We start from the raw sequence: 13,252 nt of genomic DNA, 5'->3' as shown, positions 1-13,252 counted from the left end.
GGATCGGTTTACGGGCGCGCTACTAGCCCTAGGTCAGATTCTTAGGCGTATCGACCCGGACGGCTAAAATGCTCAGCGCGCCGCTAAGCAGAACGCTGAGCGCAAGGACGCCAAGGCCGCAAGCAGCGGCTATTCCGAAGGCATCGGGTTCGGCGACAGAGTCAATGACAGGCTCTTGGTAGTACCAGATCGTGTACCAAGCGTTCATGCCGAAGACTCCGATGAGGACAGTCACGATCCAAGAAACGACGGCCAGATGCCAAACTTTCATGCTTCCCCCAAGTACTAGCTTGCGACAAAGACTAGCCGTAGCTAGAGAGTCGTCCGCTCCGGCCCCTCCACGGCGTCCGTTCAGGGATCCCTTAACGGGCACCACCTGAACCGTCTACCCTGGCAACGTGGGACGGGGCTTGATCCGCGGTGGCGTAAAGGGAGTTGAGTTGGCGGTAGAGCGTTCGGGCGATGTAGCGCTTGAGAGATCTGCGGATTTCGCGGTAGCTGCGGCCTTCTTGGGTGCGCTTGGTGACGTAGTCCCGTGTTCCGGGGTCGTGGACCATCCTGGTCATGGTGATCGTGTGCAAGGCTCGGTTGAGGCGTCTGTCACCGCCCCGGTTTAGCCTGTGCCGGACAGTGTTACCGCTTGAGGCTGGCAAGGGATTCACTCCTGCCAGTGAGGCGAAGGCAGCTTCGCTGCGAACCCTTCCTGGATGCGACCAAGCTGTCAGGACGGTGGCGACTGTGACAGCCCCGGCGCCGGCCATCTCCAATAGCGGCGCTGCGGGGCTTTGCTTGATCAGTTCTGTCATGCGCTTCTGGTTCGCAGTCAGCTGGGTGGTCACTTCGATAACGCGGCGCGCCAATCGGACTGCTTCCTCGCGCGCGATCGATAGTTCGATCTGCTCTTGCCGTTCCCGCCATCTGGTGATCGTGGCGATCTGGGCGGGAACCAATGGTTTACGAGCGTCGATTCCCAGATCGTGTGCCCGGAGCAGGGCCATGAGTGCATTGACATTCATTGTTCGTTCCCGGGTGAGCTGATCCCGGGCTGCGCTTAGGATCCTGAGTCCGGCACGGGTTCCTTCATCCCGGCGCGGGGCGCGGAGCTGGGACTCCTCTAGGGCCAGGACTGCGGTTCCGATGGCTGCGGCGTCCAGCGGGTCGGATTTGCCGATCCCGCGGCGCCCTCGGGCGTTCATCCGTGGCGCTTCGGCGACGTCATAGCCGGCGTCGGCTACTGCCCTGGCCAGACGTGCTCCATAGGAGCCGATACCCTCAACGGCCCATAGACAGGCCATATCGCCGTCTGTCCGTCGGCCTACCCAGGCAAGTGCGCGGGAAATCCCTGCCGAGGTGGTGGGGAACTGCTCGCACGCGACCTGTCGCCTGGTACTGGGGTCAATGATGGCGTAGGTGTGGGTGCGGGCGTGGCAGTCCACGCCGATGACGAATGGGCGGGTCTGCGCAACGAGAGTCAACGCGGCCACCCTCCTTCCTTTCGAACGGGCAAGACTGGCCGCATCGCGACCGGCACTGACCTGGGAGGTGTCACTTCGAGGCAATACTGTGATGAGCCACAACCCCGAAGGGCTGGGCAAGCTTCTAATCAAGCCACCGTCGTGGGACAGGTCAACGCCGGTCGCCCCACCCAGCGCGGACAAGTCGGGGGGAATGCACCCTCAAGGGGCAATTGTTTTTTCGAGTCACGCGCCAGGCAGAACGGCCGGCATCAACACTGCCAGCTAGTCCCAGACCAGCCACTGCAAGACTCACAGTTGTTTTTTGGTTGCTGGCAAGCTTGCTTGCTCGGCGGCCGACGGAGCCCTGTCTACCCGCAGGGCAAGGGGCAGGAAATTCCCTCAAGGAAATCAGCGACGCAGGAGCGCCGGAGGGACATTTCCTGCACCGCAGGCCCCGGTGGAGCTTGCGGAGCCGGGGCTAGACGGGGTGGAGCGGACGCCTAGAATCCGGAGGACAGCAACCAAAAAACGTCGAAGACGTGGATACGGGCCAGGGTCTCCGGAGCCCTGCGACGGAGGCACTGGACCCCACAGCCGGCCGCGCCAGCGGACGCCCGAAAGCGCTGTCTGTGGAATCCGCGGTGGCCGCCCGACTTGTGGAGGGGTCGTGGCAGGATGTCCATCATGGACAGGCGGTTGCGGCGCGCTCCTGACGCGGAATGGGTGCTGATGTACCGGCTCGGGCTGAGCCGGCAACGCATCGCTGCCCTCGTCGGCGCCGAGCCCGCCACGGTCGGATACCACCTGGTCATCGCGCGCCACCAGGACCCCCACCTCGAGGCCGAACACCAGTCCGCAGCCGGCTCCGCGCCCGTTCCGCACCCCTCCCCCACGGATCTCGGCCGCATGGACGAGCTCATCGCCTGGGTCAAGGCCGAAGGCCGGCTCCCGCGTGACCGCTCCGGGCAACGGGGCGAAAGGTCGATGGCGCGCTGGCTGTCCGGGCGCCGACGCGAAGCGGCCCAAGGGACCCTGGTCCCGGCCTACCGTGACGGTCTGGCCCGGGTGCCCGGGTGGCTGGGGAACCGCAGGGAAGCCGAGGACGAGGCCCGTTGGCACCACCGCCTGGCCCAGCTCGAGGACTTCCGACACGAGGGCAACGATTGGCCCCGCCACAAGGGCTGCGATTCTGAGCGGGAACACACCCTCGGCGTCTGGATCCACACCCAGCGGTACAAACACCGCCGCGGCGACCTCGACCCTGCGAAGGCCAAGCTCCTGGACGACACCGTTCCCGGGTGGCAGGCCGGAAGGACCAGGGGCCGCCCTCCCCGGCGGTGACCCGAAAGGCAGCGTTTCCCGGCAGGCCGCCGGCCAGTAGAATTACCGAGGTTCTCCAGTCCCCCCAGCTTGGAGAACCGGGAGCCTCCGCGCTTGAGTCCTTGGATTCGCGCGGAGGCTTTCCTCACGGCTCGCAGCAAGGACCCTCTTCCCGGTTGTGCCCATTGGGGGCAGGTGGAGCCCTCCGCACAGCTCAGGCTGTCCCCACTGGGTGCAAACCGTTTGATTGTCGGACCCCTCCCCCATGCTCAAACCTGCACATCTATTCGAATAAAATTACTAGGCTGGAAATTTGTTATCGAATGTCAGTTCTAAACTGAGGATATGAACCCGGAACAGGCGGCCCGGTTGCAGGCGCGGTATGCGAGGCGGGCCGGCCCGATCGGGCTGACGGTGGAAGAGCTCGATTTCGAGCACTTCCCCGCCAGGAACGGCTTCCCCGGGATCCCGGTGAAGGCGTGGATCCGGTTTCCGAACTGCGCCGAGCTGGTCGACGGCGAGGTCTATGCCTGGACGGCCAAAGCCGCCGAAGTGACGTGGAAGGACGGTCCGGTGACCTACCGGACCTGGGTGTGGAGTTCGGCGGTCACCCGCCGGGAAGACATGATGAGCAGGAACTTGGGAAAACGCGTAGAACGTGACAGCAGTAGCGAATGAAACAACCCTGGACGTTGACGTCGACGTCCGCTTCACCCCGGCCGGCACGCCGCTCGCCGTCCGGCACGAGGGCCGCATCTGGGCCGTCGCGGCCGAGCCGGTGCACTGGTTCGACCGGGACGCCTGGTGGGACACGCAGAGCACGGCTGCCGTCGGCAGCGGCGACCTGGTCAGCATCGAGTTCTGGAGGGTGCAGGTCCGTCTCAGTTCGAGCTCGGCGTTGCGGACCTTTGAGCTGCGCCGCAACCCGCTCTCGACCCGGTGGCTGCTCGAAGGCATCAGCGATTAGGGCCTCGGCGGCAGGGAACCCCCAACCGATCAGCGATCAGACATGGGCGGCGATCCGGGCAGAATTCACGCTCCCGGCCCTCGGGCAGGTGCACCGCCGGCTCTCCGAACTGATGGAAGACCCCGGACCGGTGCTGCGCCGGCTCGTCCGCGATCATCGACGACGGCACCTACTGCCCCGGATTCCAGTTCCTCCCCGGCGGACAGCTCCACCCGACCGTCGTTAAGCTCTTTGACCGGGCGATGGAACTGCAGATCCCGCACAACTTCACCCTCTGGATGGTCACACCCTCCAGGGACCGTAACGGATCCCGCCCCGTTGACCGCCTCAAAGACGGCCCCGCTCCCTTGGTGGGCGCGCTGGACTCCTGCCGCTGGCGCTAGCACCGGCCCTTGACCGCACCCGTCGGGTGCGTAGCGTAGGTCCATGGGACTCATCTACGACGACCCGGACCTCGCGGCCCTGACACTGACGCGGCTCGCCGCGGAAGAATCCGAAGGCCCCGGCGCCCTGGAAGTGCGCATGCGCGACTATCTCGGCGGCCTGGCACAGCGCAACGGGGGCGATTATCTGGAGCTGCTGGCCATCACCCTCGCCCGGGACCATTTCAAGTCCCTGGATGATCTGGCCCGGGCCACCGGGGCAGAGTCAGCAGCGCTGCTGGACGCCGCCGAGATCGACGCGCTGGAGGCCGTGTAGGAACGGGTGCGCATAGGGTGTTCAGGTGGAGATTACAGGCACGATCCAGGCCCCTGACGGCAGCAACGAACGCATCAGCGCCGAAGGCAACACCTGTGAAGAAGCCCGCAAAGCCCTCACGACACAGATCCCGGAGGACCACAAACTCCTCGCGATCCGCACAGACCAATAACCTCTTGCGCCAATAGCCTCTTGCGGGTCCTTCCAGCCCTGGCGGGGAAAAACGGAGCCGGACACCCCAGCTGCCATCGCTTCCGTGACGTCCCCGGTCAGGGGGCAGGATGCGGACGGCGGGAAGGGCCTAGTCGTTCCCGCCGGGAGCCTGCTGTGCCACCGGCCCTGTCCCGGGCATGATGCGGGCCAGCAGCGCATCATGCGCCGTCTGCAGCGTGTCGGCGCGCGCCTCTGCCGCCGCCAGCCGGGCCCGGTCTGCCGACGCTTCCCTGACAGCCTCCTGCGCCGCGGCCCGGGCCTGCTCCAACTGCTCCCCCGCCGCAGCAACGTCGGCCTCCAACGCGGCGATCCTGGCCGTGAGCTCCGCGACCGCCGCGTCCTTCTCGGCGCTCACCCGGTCCAGGTCCGCGACCAGTTCGGCGACCTCCACGGTCACGTCCTTCTTCTCCTGCAACCAGGCTTTCTCGACCGCGGCATGGCGCTCATCGGCCAGCACGGTCGCCTCGGCCCAGCAAGCCCCGGCCAGGCGTGCGGCCTGCTCCAGCAGCACCGCCGGCGCCACGGCGACCTGCCCGCCCGCGGCCCGCTTCTCCTCCGACCACTCCTTCAAATAACGGGTCGCGTCGGCGTTGCTCACCCCCGCCGCGGCCCGCACCGTCGACACCGTGGGCCGGCGCTCGGCGCTGATCTGCTCCGCGGCAGCGTACACACGGTCCTTCACACTCAACGTCACGGCGCCAACCCTTCAAAAGTAGTAGGAATAGTAGTAATACTACTCCTAACTAACGGCGCGTCATGGCCGCGCGTTTCCGCCGCCATGTTCAGGCGGCCGCTGGCCGCCTCCGACAGAAACGGGGGCACGGAAAGGGGCCGCGTCGGACCGCGAGACCGGTCGAGTCCACTACGGGAAGCCCCCGCCGGAGTCCCGTCCCGTGGCGTCCGATCGTCCCCGGAAGCGGTGATCATGGGCGCTTTAGGACGGTTCATCCGCTGTGGCCCGGCCGGTGTCGGTTCCGCCGGATATCGTTGCGGTCCTGTGTCTTCCGCGCGCGCGGACGATGCCGGACACTGTGTTCAACGGTGCCGCCCGCGCACCGGGGAAGGCATCGCCGTCATGAACGCTTCGATCACCCTGGTTGCCGCGACCGGACACCAGAACACCGCGCCGGCCCGCATCCGGGTCCGGCCCCTGGAACCCGATGATCTACTCGAACTGGCCGATCTGCACCGGCACGCCTACGCCGGCCGTCCCGGACAGCGGGCCGGCGACCCGGTGTGGATCGGACCATCCACCGAGGAGGGCAGCGGCCGCACCACCGAGGCTGCGTCCCTCGTGGCGTTCGGACCCGACGGTCAAATCACGGCCGCCCTCATCGTTACCGAACGCGACGGCGAAGCAGTCATCGATGAACTTTTCACACACCCGGACCACCGCCGCAAAGGCCTGGCCGAAGGACTCATCCGACATTGCATGCACCTCCTGCACACCCTGGGCCGCACCACGGTGAAGGTCACCGTGGAGGACAACAACCCGGCAGCGATGGCCCTGTACCTCTCCCAGGACTTCCGCCGCCTCACCGACGATGACACGGACACCGACTACGACTGAAAACCCGCCCCGAACCACCCTCCACGCCGCAGACCCACAGCATCCCCGGGTCCTGATTCACCCCGGACGCCGCCACTCCTCGTACGGTCGGCAGGACGGGACCGTGGAGCCCCCTGCCGGGATCTGAACAGAGCCGGGGGCGCCGACGGTGCAGTCTCCCGACCTGAGGCAGGAAGGACAGCACCAAAAACGGTAGACGAGACAGGGCCAGAGTGTACGGAGCCCTGCAACGGACGCACGGAACCCCGACGGCCGGCCGCGCCAGCTTTGGAAAGAGACGACGTCTCCTCAGAGCCTCTCTGCCGTCTAGGGCTGCCGCAGCCCTTGGCCGGTCTCGACCCGGACCCTACTACGGAGGGAAGCACCGATGACCATCAAAATCAATGACACGGCACTGCGCCACGCCCGGCAGCTGATCAAGGACGCCAGGATCGCCCGGGATTCCCGTGACGACTGGAGCGAACACGCCCCCGACACAGAGAAGGAAAACGCGTTCATCGCCAAGCACGGCTACACGGAATACGGAACCTGGCATCTGGGCGAAGACACCGAGAAAACCCACGACACCAAGGGACGCTACAGCTTCCCCTTCGGAGATTTCCGGCGGCTGCACCGTTGCGCGATTCTTGCCATCGAGAGCCGGGCCGCCCAGAACAACCACGACGACATCGCCAAGGCAGCGAAGTCCCTCCTCAACGAACTCGACAAGGACTAGTTATCGCCGCCGCCCTCGATGGGCCCGGGTTGCCTTGTCGGGACAAGGCGTGGGTCCGGTGATCCGCTCGTCCAACGCCGATGATTCCCCGGGCCGCGCACGCCATACGCCAGGCATCCTCATACCGGCCAATGCCACCTACCGCCGACCGGGTCCGGAAACCACACCGCTCAAAACCGGTGCCGGCTGGTCCAACACTGGCGGTTCTTGATTCCGGGTACGGCCTCAGCCGGTCCGCCCTCGCTGCAAAGGTTGACGCATGGGAACGGGCAGCTTTAACCTCATTGGATCCTTCGGCTGGGTCATGACAGCGCAGTAAGGGACGGCCGCACTGCGGCCGTCCCCTGTTACCGTTACCGGCTCCGACTGATCCGCGTGTCAATCCTTCTTGAATGCGTCTTTGACTTTCTCGCCGGCCTGTTTGAGGTCGGCCTTCGCCTGGTCGCTCTTGCCTTCGGCTTCCAGAGACCGGTCGTCGGTGGCTTTCCCGGCCGCTTCCTTACCCTTGCCGGCGAGCTTCTCGGCGGTGTTATCGATCTTGTCTCCCAATCCCATGACGGACCTCCGTGGCTGGACGCAGACACTACGCCTGCGGCGATACCGTCAATTTTAGGCGCCACGAGGACTCGGATAAAGATACTTGCCTCGGCTGCGGGCGTGCCGACCCGTCCTGGCAGATCCTGTTTTCATGCCAGCTAGAACCGTCTGGGTGTCGGCTCCGGATCAGCCACGGCTGGTTCAGTGCGGGGCTCGCGATGACGGGATCGGCCGGCAGTCGTGGCTGCGCCACGCCGGAGTGGGGAAATCGCAGGGGTGCCACTGCGGCTGAGGGTGCGGTTCTCCGCGGCAGATGTGGGACGGCACGTCCTGGTCTCAGTTGTGCGTGAGCTACGCCGTTCCGGGTTGTGCCTCAGCTTTTCTCAGGCCGGGAGTGCTATACCTAGCTCAATGGCGCGGTCCTGCCGCGGTCTTGCACCGTTGCGGGCTTGGACTCCCTTGAGGCGGAGGTGAAATGGCGATCTGGCCACGGAGCGGGCTCTGCCTCTGGATTGCGGGGTCGGCACTCCTCAGCGGCTGCAGCGGCGCGTCTGGCGGCACGCGGGACAGTGTGTCCACAGCGCTGAAGGACAGTTCCTCCGCGGTTGCCACCGCCCGGCTCGCGCTGGCGCTCGACGCCGGGGGCAAGCTGACCATGGCGGCAACGTCCACGACGCTCGACGACGTCCTGAAAGACCTCGAAACCACCCGGACCACCGTCCTCCAGCTCTCCCCCACCGTCCAGGACGACCGTGAGACGCGCCGGGAGGCCCTGACCGTCCTGGATGAAAGCATCGCAGGGGTGACCACGGCGCAGGACGCCATTGCCAGCACCGACGGCAGCCCCACACTCCAGGACGGCGACAAGCTGCTGGAGAACGCCGCCGGCAGGATGGCCACACTCAAGAATCAGCTGGGGGGACAATGAAGCGCCTGCTCGGGGTGGCCCTGGGGGTCCTGACCGCGATCGGCGGGTTCGTGGACATCGGCGATCTGGTCACGAACTCCGTCGTCGGCTCACGGTTTGGGCTCTCGTTGGTCTGGGTCGTCGTCGTGGGCGTGGTCGGTATCTGTGTGTTCGCGAACATGTCCGGGCGGGTAGCCGCCGCGTCGGGCCGGGCGACGTTCGAAGTGATCCGGGAACGGTTGGGGCCCCGGGCCGGTCTGGCCAACCTGTCAGCGTCGTTCCTGATCAACCTGATGACGGTCACGGCGGAAATCGGAGGCATCGCCCTGGCGCTGCAGCTGGCCAGCAGCGTTCAGTACCTGCTGTGGGTTCCCGTGGCCGTGGTTGCGGTATGGCTGGTCATCTGGCGGGTGAGGTTTTCCATCATGGAAAACGTCACCGGGCTGCTGGGCCTGACGCTCATTGTTTTCGCCGTGGCACTGTTTCTGCTGAAGCCGGACTGGGGTGCCCTTGGCGCCCAGGTCCTGGCCCCGTCCGTTCCGGAGCAGGAAACAGCCGCCTCGTACTGGTATTACGCGGTGGCACTGTTCGGGGCGGCCATGACGCCCTATGAGGTGTTCTTCTTCTCCTCCGGGGCCTTGGAGGAAGGCTGGACCATCAAAGACCTGGCCCAGTCCAGAATCAACGTACTCGTCGGGTTCCCGCTCGGCGGCCTGCTCTCGGTGTCCATTGCCGCCTGCGCCGCGGTGGTTCTGCTCCCGGCCGGGATCGCCGTCACCTCACTGTCCCAGGTCATCCTGCCCGTCGCCGAGGCAGCCGGGAAAGTCGGTCTCGCCTTCGCCCTCGTCGGGATCGTCGCGGCGACCTTCGGAGCGGCCCTGGAGACCACCTTGTCCAGCGGGTATACCCTGGCGCAGTTCTTTGGGTGGTCCTGGGGCAAGTTCCGCCGCCCGGCCCAGGCCGCCCGCTTCCATTTGTCCATGATCATCTGTCTCCTGATCGGCGCGGCGGTCCTGGCCACCGGGGTCGATCCCGTCCTGGTCACGGAGTACTCGGTCGTGTTCTCGGCCATCGCGCTGCCGCTGACCTACCTGCCCATCCTGATCGTGGCCAACGACCCCCAGTACATGGGTAAACACGTCAACGCCCGCACGGTGAATGTGCTGGCCATGATCTATCTGGTCATCATCCTCGCCGCGTCCCTCGCCGCCATACCACTGATGATCGTCACGGGAGCCGGATCATGACCACCGCACCCCTGCCCAGATACGTCCGGGCCGCCGGGCGGACCCTCGACGCGCAACTTCACCTGCTGGACCGGCAGGTACTCGATGTCGACGGCGTCCCCGTCACCACGGTCGATGACATCGAAATCAGCGCCCCTCCCCCGGACACACCCATACCGGCCGGAACCCCGGCCCCGACACTCACCGCGCTGCTCACCGGCCCCGTCCTTGGAACGCGGATTTTCGGCGGCCGGCCCCCGTCATCACGGCTCATCCGCATCCCCTGGCGTGACGTCGCCGACGTCGGGGTCGTCATCCGGCTGGGCGTCCGCGGCGAGCCCCTGGACGCGGACTGGGTCGAACGCTGGATCCGCGACAAGATCATTGCCCGCATCCCCGGAGGCCGCCATGATCCTCGGTGATCTCCTCGGCACACCCGTGCACGACCCCGGCGGACTCCGCCTGGGGCGGGTGGCTGATGCCCGGTTCACTATCGACGGACCACCGGGCCAATTGCTCGCCGGCGCCAGCTTATTGGGCCTGGTCGTCAGCCCGCACAGCGCCTCCTCGTTCCTGGGCTACGAACGAACCGGTCTCGCCCGGCCTTGGCCCGTGGCCCACCTGCTCCGGTGGCGGCATCGCGGCTCGTTCCTGGTGCTCTGGGCCGACATCGACATCATCGGCACGGACTCCGTCCGGCTCCGGGAAGGATTCACCCCGTACAGCCCGGTCCTGGGCGAATCCGGACAGGAATGACCGCCGGCCTGTCATTCTCGGCTCTTAGCGCCGGTTCCCGGCATTGGCCGGTTCCGAGGCCCAGGCAGGACCTTGAGCACTGGTGTCTTTGCTGTCCATGGGGGCTACTCTGTTGGCGAGACCTTCATGGAGGAGGGCCCGATGAGCGCCTCTGACGAACTGCCCGGCATCGAAGCGCGGCTCGCCGCGGACGGGACCGTGGAAAGCAACGCCAGGGACCGGTCCTTTCTCCTCTCCGTGGTGCGGGAGCAGGGTGCACGGCTCGAGAAATTGGAAGCCGTGGCATCTGATTTCGCGGAACGGGGCGAACGGATCGAACATCAGTTTGACGGCATCGGCTCGATCCACGCTGCCAGGACAGCGGGTCTTGGTGACGGGTATCGGGAAGCTGCCAGGCGCATCCGCGCCGCGTTGGGCATGGCGACGGAGCCGGCAGTCGACGATGCAACGCCAGCCATGGATCCATGTTCGAGTGCCAGCTTCGAGCCGGGCGTCCAAAGCTCCTTCCCCGGGGCTGCGGCAGGATGACGGCAGCAACGACCTCATACCCGAGCCTTCATCCGGGAGCCAGCGGCCGCAGGCGGGTGCAGCGCCGAGGAAATCGTTGCGGTCCTGGTCGTCCGGAGCCCGAAAGCCCCGCGTGATCGAGACGGAAGGGGGCCAAGCCGACGGCGCACACCGCGGCCGCTGGACAGGGAATTTCAGTCTCGCGAGGAGGAGTTATGACAGACCCGGTGGCGCCGCAGGATGACGGCAGGGACGAATCGCTCACTGAGCGGATGGACCGCAATTGGGTGGATTTGCTGCAGGAAATGCGGGTACTTCAGACAGGGGTCCAGATCCTCGCCGGTTTCCTCCTGACGCTGCCGTTCCAGGCACGTTTCGCGTCACTGGACGGCTACCAGATCGGGCTGTATCTCATCAACGTCATCGTGGCCGCCCTCACCACGGCATCGATCCTGTTGCCGGTGAGTTTGCACCGCCGGCTTTTCCGGCAAGGACTGAAAGCCACTCTCGTGGCCAGCGCCGATACCATCGTGAAGGTGTCATTGGCCGGCGTCATGCTGCTGAGCCTGGGCACCACATCCCTCGTCTTCGATGTCACTGCGGGCCGGACGGCCGGCGTAATAGCCGCCATTGGCCTGCTGGCTGTGCTACTGCTCCTGATGGTCCTTATCCCCGGAACACTCCGACGCAAAGCCCTAAAAGAGAAGCCACAATGACAGCCGTTGCATAGGAGCGGCCGGATGGCGCCAAGCGGCAAGTCTTCCGCTCCTTCGACAAGCAGCCCTCAAAACGGTGCCTCACAGCGAGTTTGCCTCCGCCGGATGGTCAGATGATGACTACCTGTTGGGGTGCAGTGGCTCTGGCTAGACTTGAATTGCGCCGGAGTAGACGCATGTATTCGTCTCGGGAGGGCAGGATCATGACAGACCGCAGCGACTCTGAATCACCCGCGGGCCAGGCGCCCACGGGGAAGAAACCAGAAGAACGGGAGCTACGGGGCCGGTACGTCGAAGGCAGTTATGGCAAGGCCGGCGTGCAGCGAGGCCGCCGCGCGGAGGACGAGGAAGGTCAATACATCGAAGGTGATTATGGTGCGGCCGGCAGGGAGGGTGGCCTGCCCGAACCATTGGGAGAGAAGGCCAAAGAATCCGGACGCTACGTACGGGCCGACTATGGCGACGCTGGTGCAGTTCCGGGACGTTCGGCCGGGTCGGAAATCGGTCAGTACGCCGAGGGTGACTACGGTGCGGACGGTACTGTGGGTCCCCTTCGCGAGGCCGCAACAGGTACGAGCAGCGAAATGCCGGCGACCGAGAATCCGCAAAGCGGCCACGAACCTGCATCGCAGGACCGGCCCGTATCGTCGGGTGCCGACGCCCAGGCCGATGACTCCCGCAGCGGTGCAGATGTCGGAGAGGCGGTCGATGTCGCGGAGGCGGGCACCCAGGCGGAAGGCGATCACTCGCATCCGGAACGGGCCAAGACAGGCCAGGCGCCCGTCGAGCAGGTCTTTAGCGACCCCGCCATGACCGAGGGACAGCGGACCGTCACCGGCCCCCCAGCGGCAACCGGGGCCATCCCGCCCGGACCTTCACCTGCCGAAGCCGGATCCGGTGGAGCACAATCGGTTGTCGGGGCTCGAGAGTCTGACCGTCTCGCGGCAGGCGAGCCGCCGGCCGCTGGCCCCCCTTTCGACACCGGCACGAAGGAGGAACGAACGACCCCGCGAGGCGATTCCTAACGTATTGATCCTGCCGCATCCCAGTGTTTTGCCCGTGCTGCCTGGCCGAGCCACTCCCCCATGGGCGACAGCGGCCAATAGGTCGCTGACCACTCGCCTAAAATTCGTACCGCGTGTCACCAAGCCGTTGTGCAGATTAAGCCGTGGTGCAGATTTTTCGTCAGAGGGGACTGCAGGTGCTCTGGACAGGGCCGCCGGAACTTTGTAAATTCGGAACAGTCCTGGTCAACCCGTCGGGGTGGGGACCCTTTGCCGCCGGGTGCACGGCGGCAAAGAGAGCCGCTGTAGCCGAACGGTGGCATAAGGATGCACCCGCGGAGAAGAGCCCCCTGATGGCCACCTCGCACTTCGAACGATTCCTCCTTGAAGCCACCGTCCCGGATGAAACGCACTGGCCGTTGGGGCCGGATTGTCTTTACGGCCTGTACACAAGCTGGTGCCGGCTCCACAACATCACCCCCGTGGAGGACATTACCTTCCGGTCAGCCATGCAACGCTGCGGCATCGATCTGCGCAACAGCCGTCGACGGATGACAGGACAGGCCGCAACGGACTACATCCTGGCCAGCTACCCCGCGACGGCCTGACCATGTTCCATCGACGTTCCGGGGCACGCGCCCGGATGCCGCCACATCGA

General features: G+C 65.8%; 20 protein-coding genes. 16 read left to right on the top strand and 4 right to left on the bottom strand.

The window, feature by feature from the left end:
* Positions 1 to 28 precede the first annotated feature (28 nt).
* Both AC1DEM_RS09315 and AC1DEM_RS09310 read right to left on the bottom strand, forming a co-directional pair.
* Positions 29 to 271, bottom strand: a complete 243-nt coding sequence (locus AC1DEM_RS09315; protein WP_476884092.1) for a hypothetical protein — start codon at positions 269 to 271, stop codon at positions 29 to 31.
* Between the two features lie 91 nt (positions 272 to 362).
* Positions 363 to 1,475 (bottom strand): IS110 family RNA-guided transposase, encoded by a 1,113-nt coding sequence (locus AC1DEM_RS09310; protein WP_476884093.1) that lies wholly within the window; start codon positions 1,473 to 1,475, stop codon positions 363 to 365.
* A gap of 666 nt (positions 1,476 to 2,141) precedes the next feature.
* Between AC1DEM_RS09310 and AC1DEM_RS09305 the strand changes: the two genes are divergently transcribed.
* The 6 genes from AC1DEM_RS09305 (at position 2,142) to AC1DEM_RS09280 (ending at position 4,615) form a co-directional block, all read left to right on the top strand.
* The gene (locus AC1DEM_RS09305; RefSeq protein ID WP_476851042.1) at positions 2,142 to 2,798 is read left to right on the top strand and encodes a helicase associated domain-containing protein; all 657 of its coding nucleotides are present in this window, start codon (positions 2,142 to 2,144) and stop codon (positions 2,796 to 2,798) included.
* A 324-nt stretch (positions 2,799 to 3,122) separates the two neighbouring features.
* Complete coding sequence (locus AC1DEM_RS09300; RefSeq protein ID WP_476851043.1) at positions 3,123 to 3,455, top strand: hypothetical protein; 333 nt, start codon at positions 3,123 to 3,125, stop codon at positions 3,453 to 3,455.
* Entirely contained in the window at positions 3,436 to 3,744 is a 309-nt protein-coding gene (locus tag AC1DEM_RS09295) for a hypothetical protein (protein ID WP_476851044.1), read from the top strand. Before AC1DEM_RS09300 ends, AC1DEM_RS09295 begins: the two co-directional genes overlap by 20 nt.
* 242 nt (positions 3,745 to 3,986) lie before the next feature.
* Complete coding sequence (locus tag AC1DEM_RS09290) at positions 3,987 to 4,127, top strand: hypothetical protein (protein WP_476856346.1); 141 nt, start codon at positions 3,987 to 3,989, stop codon at positions 4,125 to 4,127.
* 43 nt (positions 4,128 to 4,170) lie between these two features.
* Positions 4,171 to 4,443, top strand: a complete 273-nt coding sequence (locus AC1DEM_RS09285) for a hypothetical protein (protein ID WP_476851045.1) — start codon at positions 4,171 to 4,173, stop codon at positions 4,441 to 4,443.
* Between the two features lie 25 nt (positions 4,444 to 4,468).
* A complete protein-coding gene (locus AC1DEM_RS09280) occupies positions 4,469 to 4,615 on the top strand; it encodes a hypothetical protein (RefSeq protein WP_476851046.1) in 147 nt (48 codons plus the stop codon).
* Between the two features lie 129 nt (positions 4,616 to 4,744).
* Here the strand turns inward: AC1DEM_RS09280 and AC1DEM_RS09275 are convergent, their stop codons facing one another.
* Positions 4,745 to 5,350: a DNA-binding protein gene (locus tag AC1DEM_RS09275; protein WP_476851047.1), complete on the bottom strand. Its 606-nt coding sequence runs from the start codon at positions 5,348 to 5,350 to the stop codon at positions 4,745 to 4,747.
* 381 nt (positions 5,351 to 5,731) lie between these two features.
* On the opposite strand from AC1DEM_RS09275, the gene AC1DEM_RS09270 reads away from it, so the two are divergent.
* Both AC1DEM_RS09270 and AC1DEM_RS09265 read left to right on the top strand, forming a co-directional pair.
* Positions 5,732 to 6,226 (top strand): GNAT family N-acetyltransferase, encoded by a 495-nt coding sequence (locus AC1DEM_RS09270; protein WP_476851048.1) that lies wholly within the window; start codon positions 5,732 to 5,734, stop codon positions 6,224 to 6,226.
* 367 nt (positions 6,227 to 6,593) lie between these two features.
* A complete protein-coding gene (locus tag AC1DEM_RS09265) occupies positions 6,594 to 6,941 on the top strand; it encodes a hypothetical protein (RefSeq protein ID WP_476856345.1) in 348 nt (115 codons plus the stop codon).
* Positions 6,942 to 7,319: 378 nt separating this feature from the next.
* Here the strand turns inward: AC1DEM_RS09265 and AC1DEM_RS09260 are convergent, their stop codons facing one another.
* Positions 7,320 to 7,496, bottom strand: coding sequence for a CsbD family protein (locus AC1DEM_RS09260; RefSeq protein ID WP_476851050.1), 177 nt, complete (start codon positions 7,494 to 7,496; stop codon positions 7,320 to 7,322).
* A gap of 457 nt (positions 7,497 to 7,953) precedes the next feature.
* Here AC1DEM_RS09260 and AC1DEM_RS09255 point away from each other — a divergent pair, with 457 nt between their 5' ends.
* The 8 genes from AC1DEM_RS09255 (at position 7,954) to AC1DEM_RS09220 (ending at position 13,202) form a co-directional block, all read left to right on the top strand.
* Positions 7,954 to 8,406 (top strand): hypothetical protein, encoded by a 453-nt coding sequence (locus tag AC1DEM_RS09255; protein ID WP_476851051.1) that lies wholly within the window; start codon positions 7,954 to 7,956, stop codon positions 8,404 to 8,406.
* A complete protein-coding gene (locus AC1DEM_RS09250; RefSeq protein ID WP_476851052.1) occupies positions 8,403 to 9,632 on the top strand; it encodes an Nramp family divalent metal transporter in 1,230 nt (409 codons plus the stop codon). Before AC1DEM_RS09255 ends, AC1DEM_RS09250 begins: the two co-directional genes overlap by 4 nt.
* Complete coding sequence (locus tag AC1DEM_RS09245; protein ID WP_476856343.1) at positions 9,629 to 10,033, top strand: hypothetical protein; 405 nt, start codon at positions 9,629 to 9,631, stop codon at positions 10,031 to 10,033. Before AC1DEM_RS09250 ends, AC1DEM_RS09245 begins: the two co-directional genes overlap by 4 nt.
* Positions 10,020 to 10,367: a PRC-barrel domain-containing protein gene (locus tag AC1DEM_RS09240; protein ID WP_476851054.1), complete on the top strand. Its 348-nt coding sequence runs from the start codon at positions 10,020 to 10,022 to the stop codon at positions 10,365 to 10,367. The genes AC1DEM_RS09245 and AC1DEM_RS09240 overlap by 14 nt, the downstream gene beginning before the upstream one ends.
* Positions 10,368 to 10,508: 141 nt before the next feature.
* On the top strand, positions 10,509 to 10,895 hold the full coding sequence (locus tag AC1DEM_RS09235; protein WP_476851055.1) for a hypothetical protein: 387 nt from the start codon (positions 10,509 to 10,511) through the stop codon (positions 10,893 to 10,895).
* 194 nt (positions 10,896 to 11,089) lie between these two features.
* Positions 11,090 to 11,590 carry a DUF6328 family protein gene (locus tag AC1DEM_RS09230; RefSeq protein ID WP_476851056.1) on the top strand — a complete coding sequence of 167 codons (501 nt, stop codon included), beginning with the start codon at positions 11,090 to 11,092 and terminating at the stop codon, positions 11,588 to 11,590.
* Between the two features lie 203 nt (positions 11,591 to 11,793).
* Positions 11,794 to 12,615, top strand: coding sequence for a hypothetical protein (locus tag AC1DEM_RS09225; protein ID WP_476851057.1), 822 nt, complete (start codon positions 11,794 to 11,796; stop codon positions 12,613 to 12,615).
* A 332-nt stretch (positions 12,616 to 12,947) separates the two neighbouring features.
* Positions 12,948 to 13,202: a hypothetical protein gene (locus AC1DEM_RS09220; protein WP_476884091.1), complete on the top strand. Its 255-nt coding sequence runs from the start codon at positions 12,948 to 12,950 to the stop codon at positions 13,200 to 13,202.
* Positions 13,203 to 13,252 lie beyond the last annotated feature (50 nt).

The organism is Arthrobacter sp. 05T420, from assembly GCF_056396305.1.
This window is presented reverse-complemented; position numbering and strand designations above follow the sequence as displayed.

What these genes read in the sequence shown, in the direction of transcription:
- AC1DEM_RS09315 (WP_476884092.1), bottom strand. Translation starts at nt 271, where the DNA reads ATGAAAGTTTGGCATCTGGCCGTCGTTTCTTGGATCGTGACTGTCCTC.
- AC1DEM_RS09305 (WP_476851042.1), top strand. Translation starts at nt 2,142, where the DNA reads ATGGACAGGCGGTTGCGGCGCGCTCCTGACGCGGAATGGGTGCTGATG.
- AC1DEM_RS09300 (WP_476851043.1), top strand. Translation starts at nt 3,123, where the DNA reads ATGAACCCGGAACAGGCGGCCCGGTTGCAGGCGCGGTATGCGAGGCGG.
- AC1DEM_RS09290 (WP_476856346.1), top strand. Translation starts at nt 3,987, where the DNA reads ATGGAACTGCAGATCCCGCACAACTTCACCCTCTGGATGGTCACACCC.
- AC1DEM_RS09285 (WP_476851045.1), top strand. Translation starts at nt 4,171, where the DNA reads ATGGGACTCATCTACGACGACCCGGACCTCGCGGCCCTGACACTGACG.
- AC1DEM_RS09270 (WP_476851048.1), top strand. Translation starts at nt 5,732, where the DNA reads ATGAACGCTTCGATCACCCTGGTTGCCGCGACCGGACACCAGAACACC.
- AC1DEM_RS09265 (WP_476856345.1), top strand. Translation starts at nt 6,594, where the DNA reads ATGACCATCAAAATCAATGACACGGCACTGCGCCACGCCCGGCAGCTG.
- AC1DEM_RS09260 (WP_476851050.1), bottom strand. Translation starts at nt 7,496, where the DNA reads ATGGGATTGGGAGACAAGATCGATAACACCGCCGAGAAGCTCGCCGGC.
- AC1DEM_RS09255 (WP_476851051.1), top strand. Translation starts at nt 7,954, where the DNA reads ATGGCGATCTGGCCACGGAGCGGGCTCTGCCTCTGGATTGCGGGGTCG.
- AC1DEM_RS09250 (WP_476851052.1), top strand. Translation starts at nt 8,403, where the DNA reads ATGAAGCGCCTGCTCGGGGTGGCCCTGGGGGTCCTGACCGCGATCGGC.
- AC1DEM_RS09245 (WP_476856343.1), top strand. Translation starts at nt 9,629, where the DNA reads ATGACCACCGCACCCCTGCCCAGATACGTCCGGGCCGCCGGGCGGACC.
- AC1DEM_RS09240 (WP_476851054.1), top strand. Translation starts at nt 10,020, where the DNA reads ATGATCCTCGGTGATCTCCTCGGCACACCCGTGCACGACCCCGGCGGA.
- AC1DEM_RS09235 (WP_476851055.1), top strand. Translation starts at nt 10,509, where the DNA reads ATGAGCGCCTCTGACGAACTGCCCGGCATCGAAGCGCGGCTCGCCGCG.
- AC1DEM_RS09230 (WP_476851056.1), top strand. Translation starts at nt 11,090, where the DNA reads ATGACAGACCCGGTGGCGCCGCAGGATGACGGCAGGGACGAATCGCTC.
- AC1DEM_RS09225 (WP_476851057.1), top strand. Translation starts at nt 11,794, where the DNA reads ATGACAGACCGCAGCGACTCTGAATCACCCGCGGGCCAGGCGCCCACG.
- AC1DEM_RS09220 (WP_476884091.1), top strand. Translation starts at nt 12,948, where the DNA reads ATGGCCACCTCGCACTTCGAACGATTCCTCCTTGAAGCCACCGTCCCG.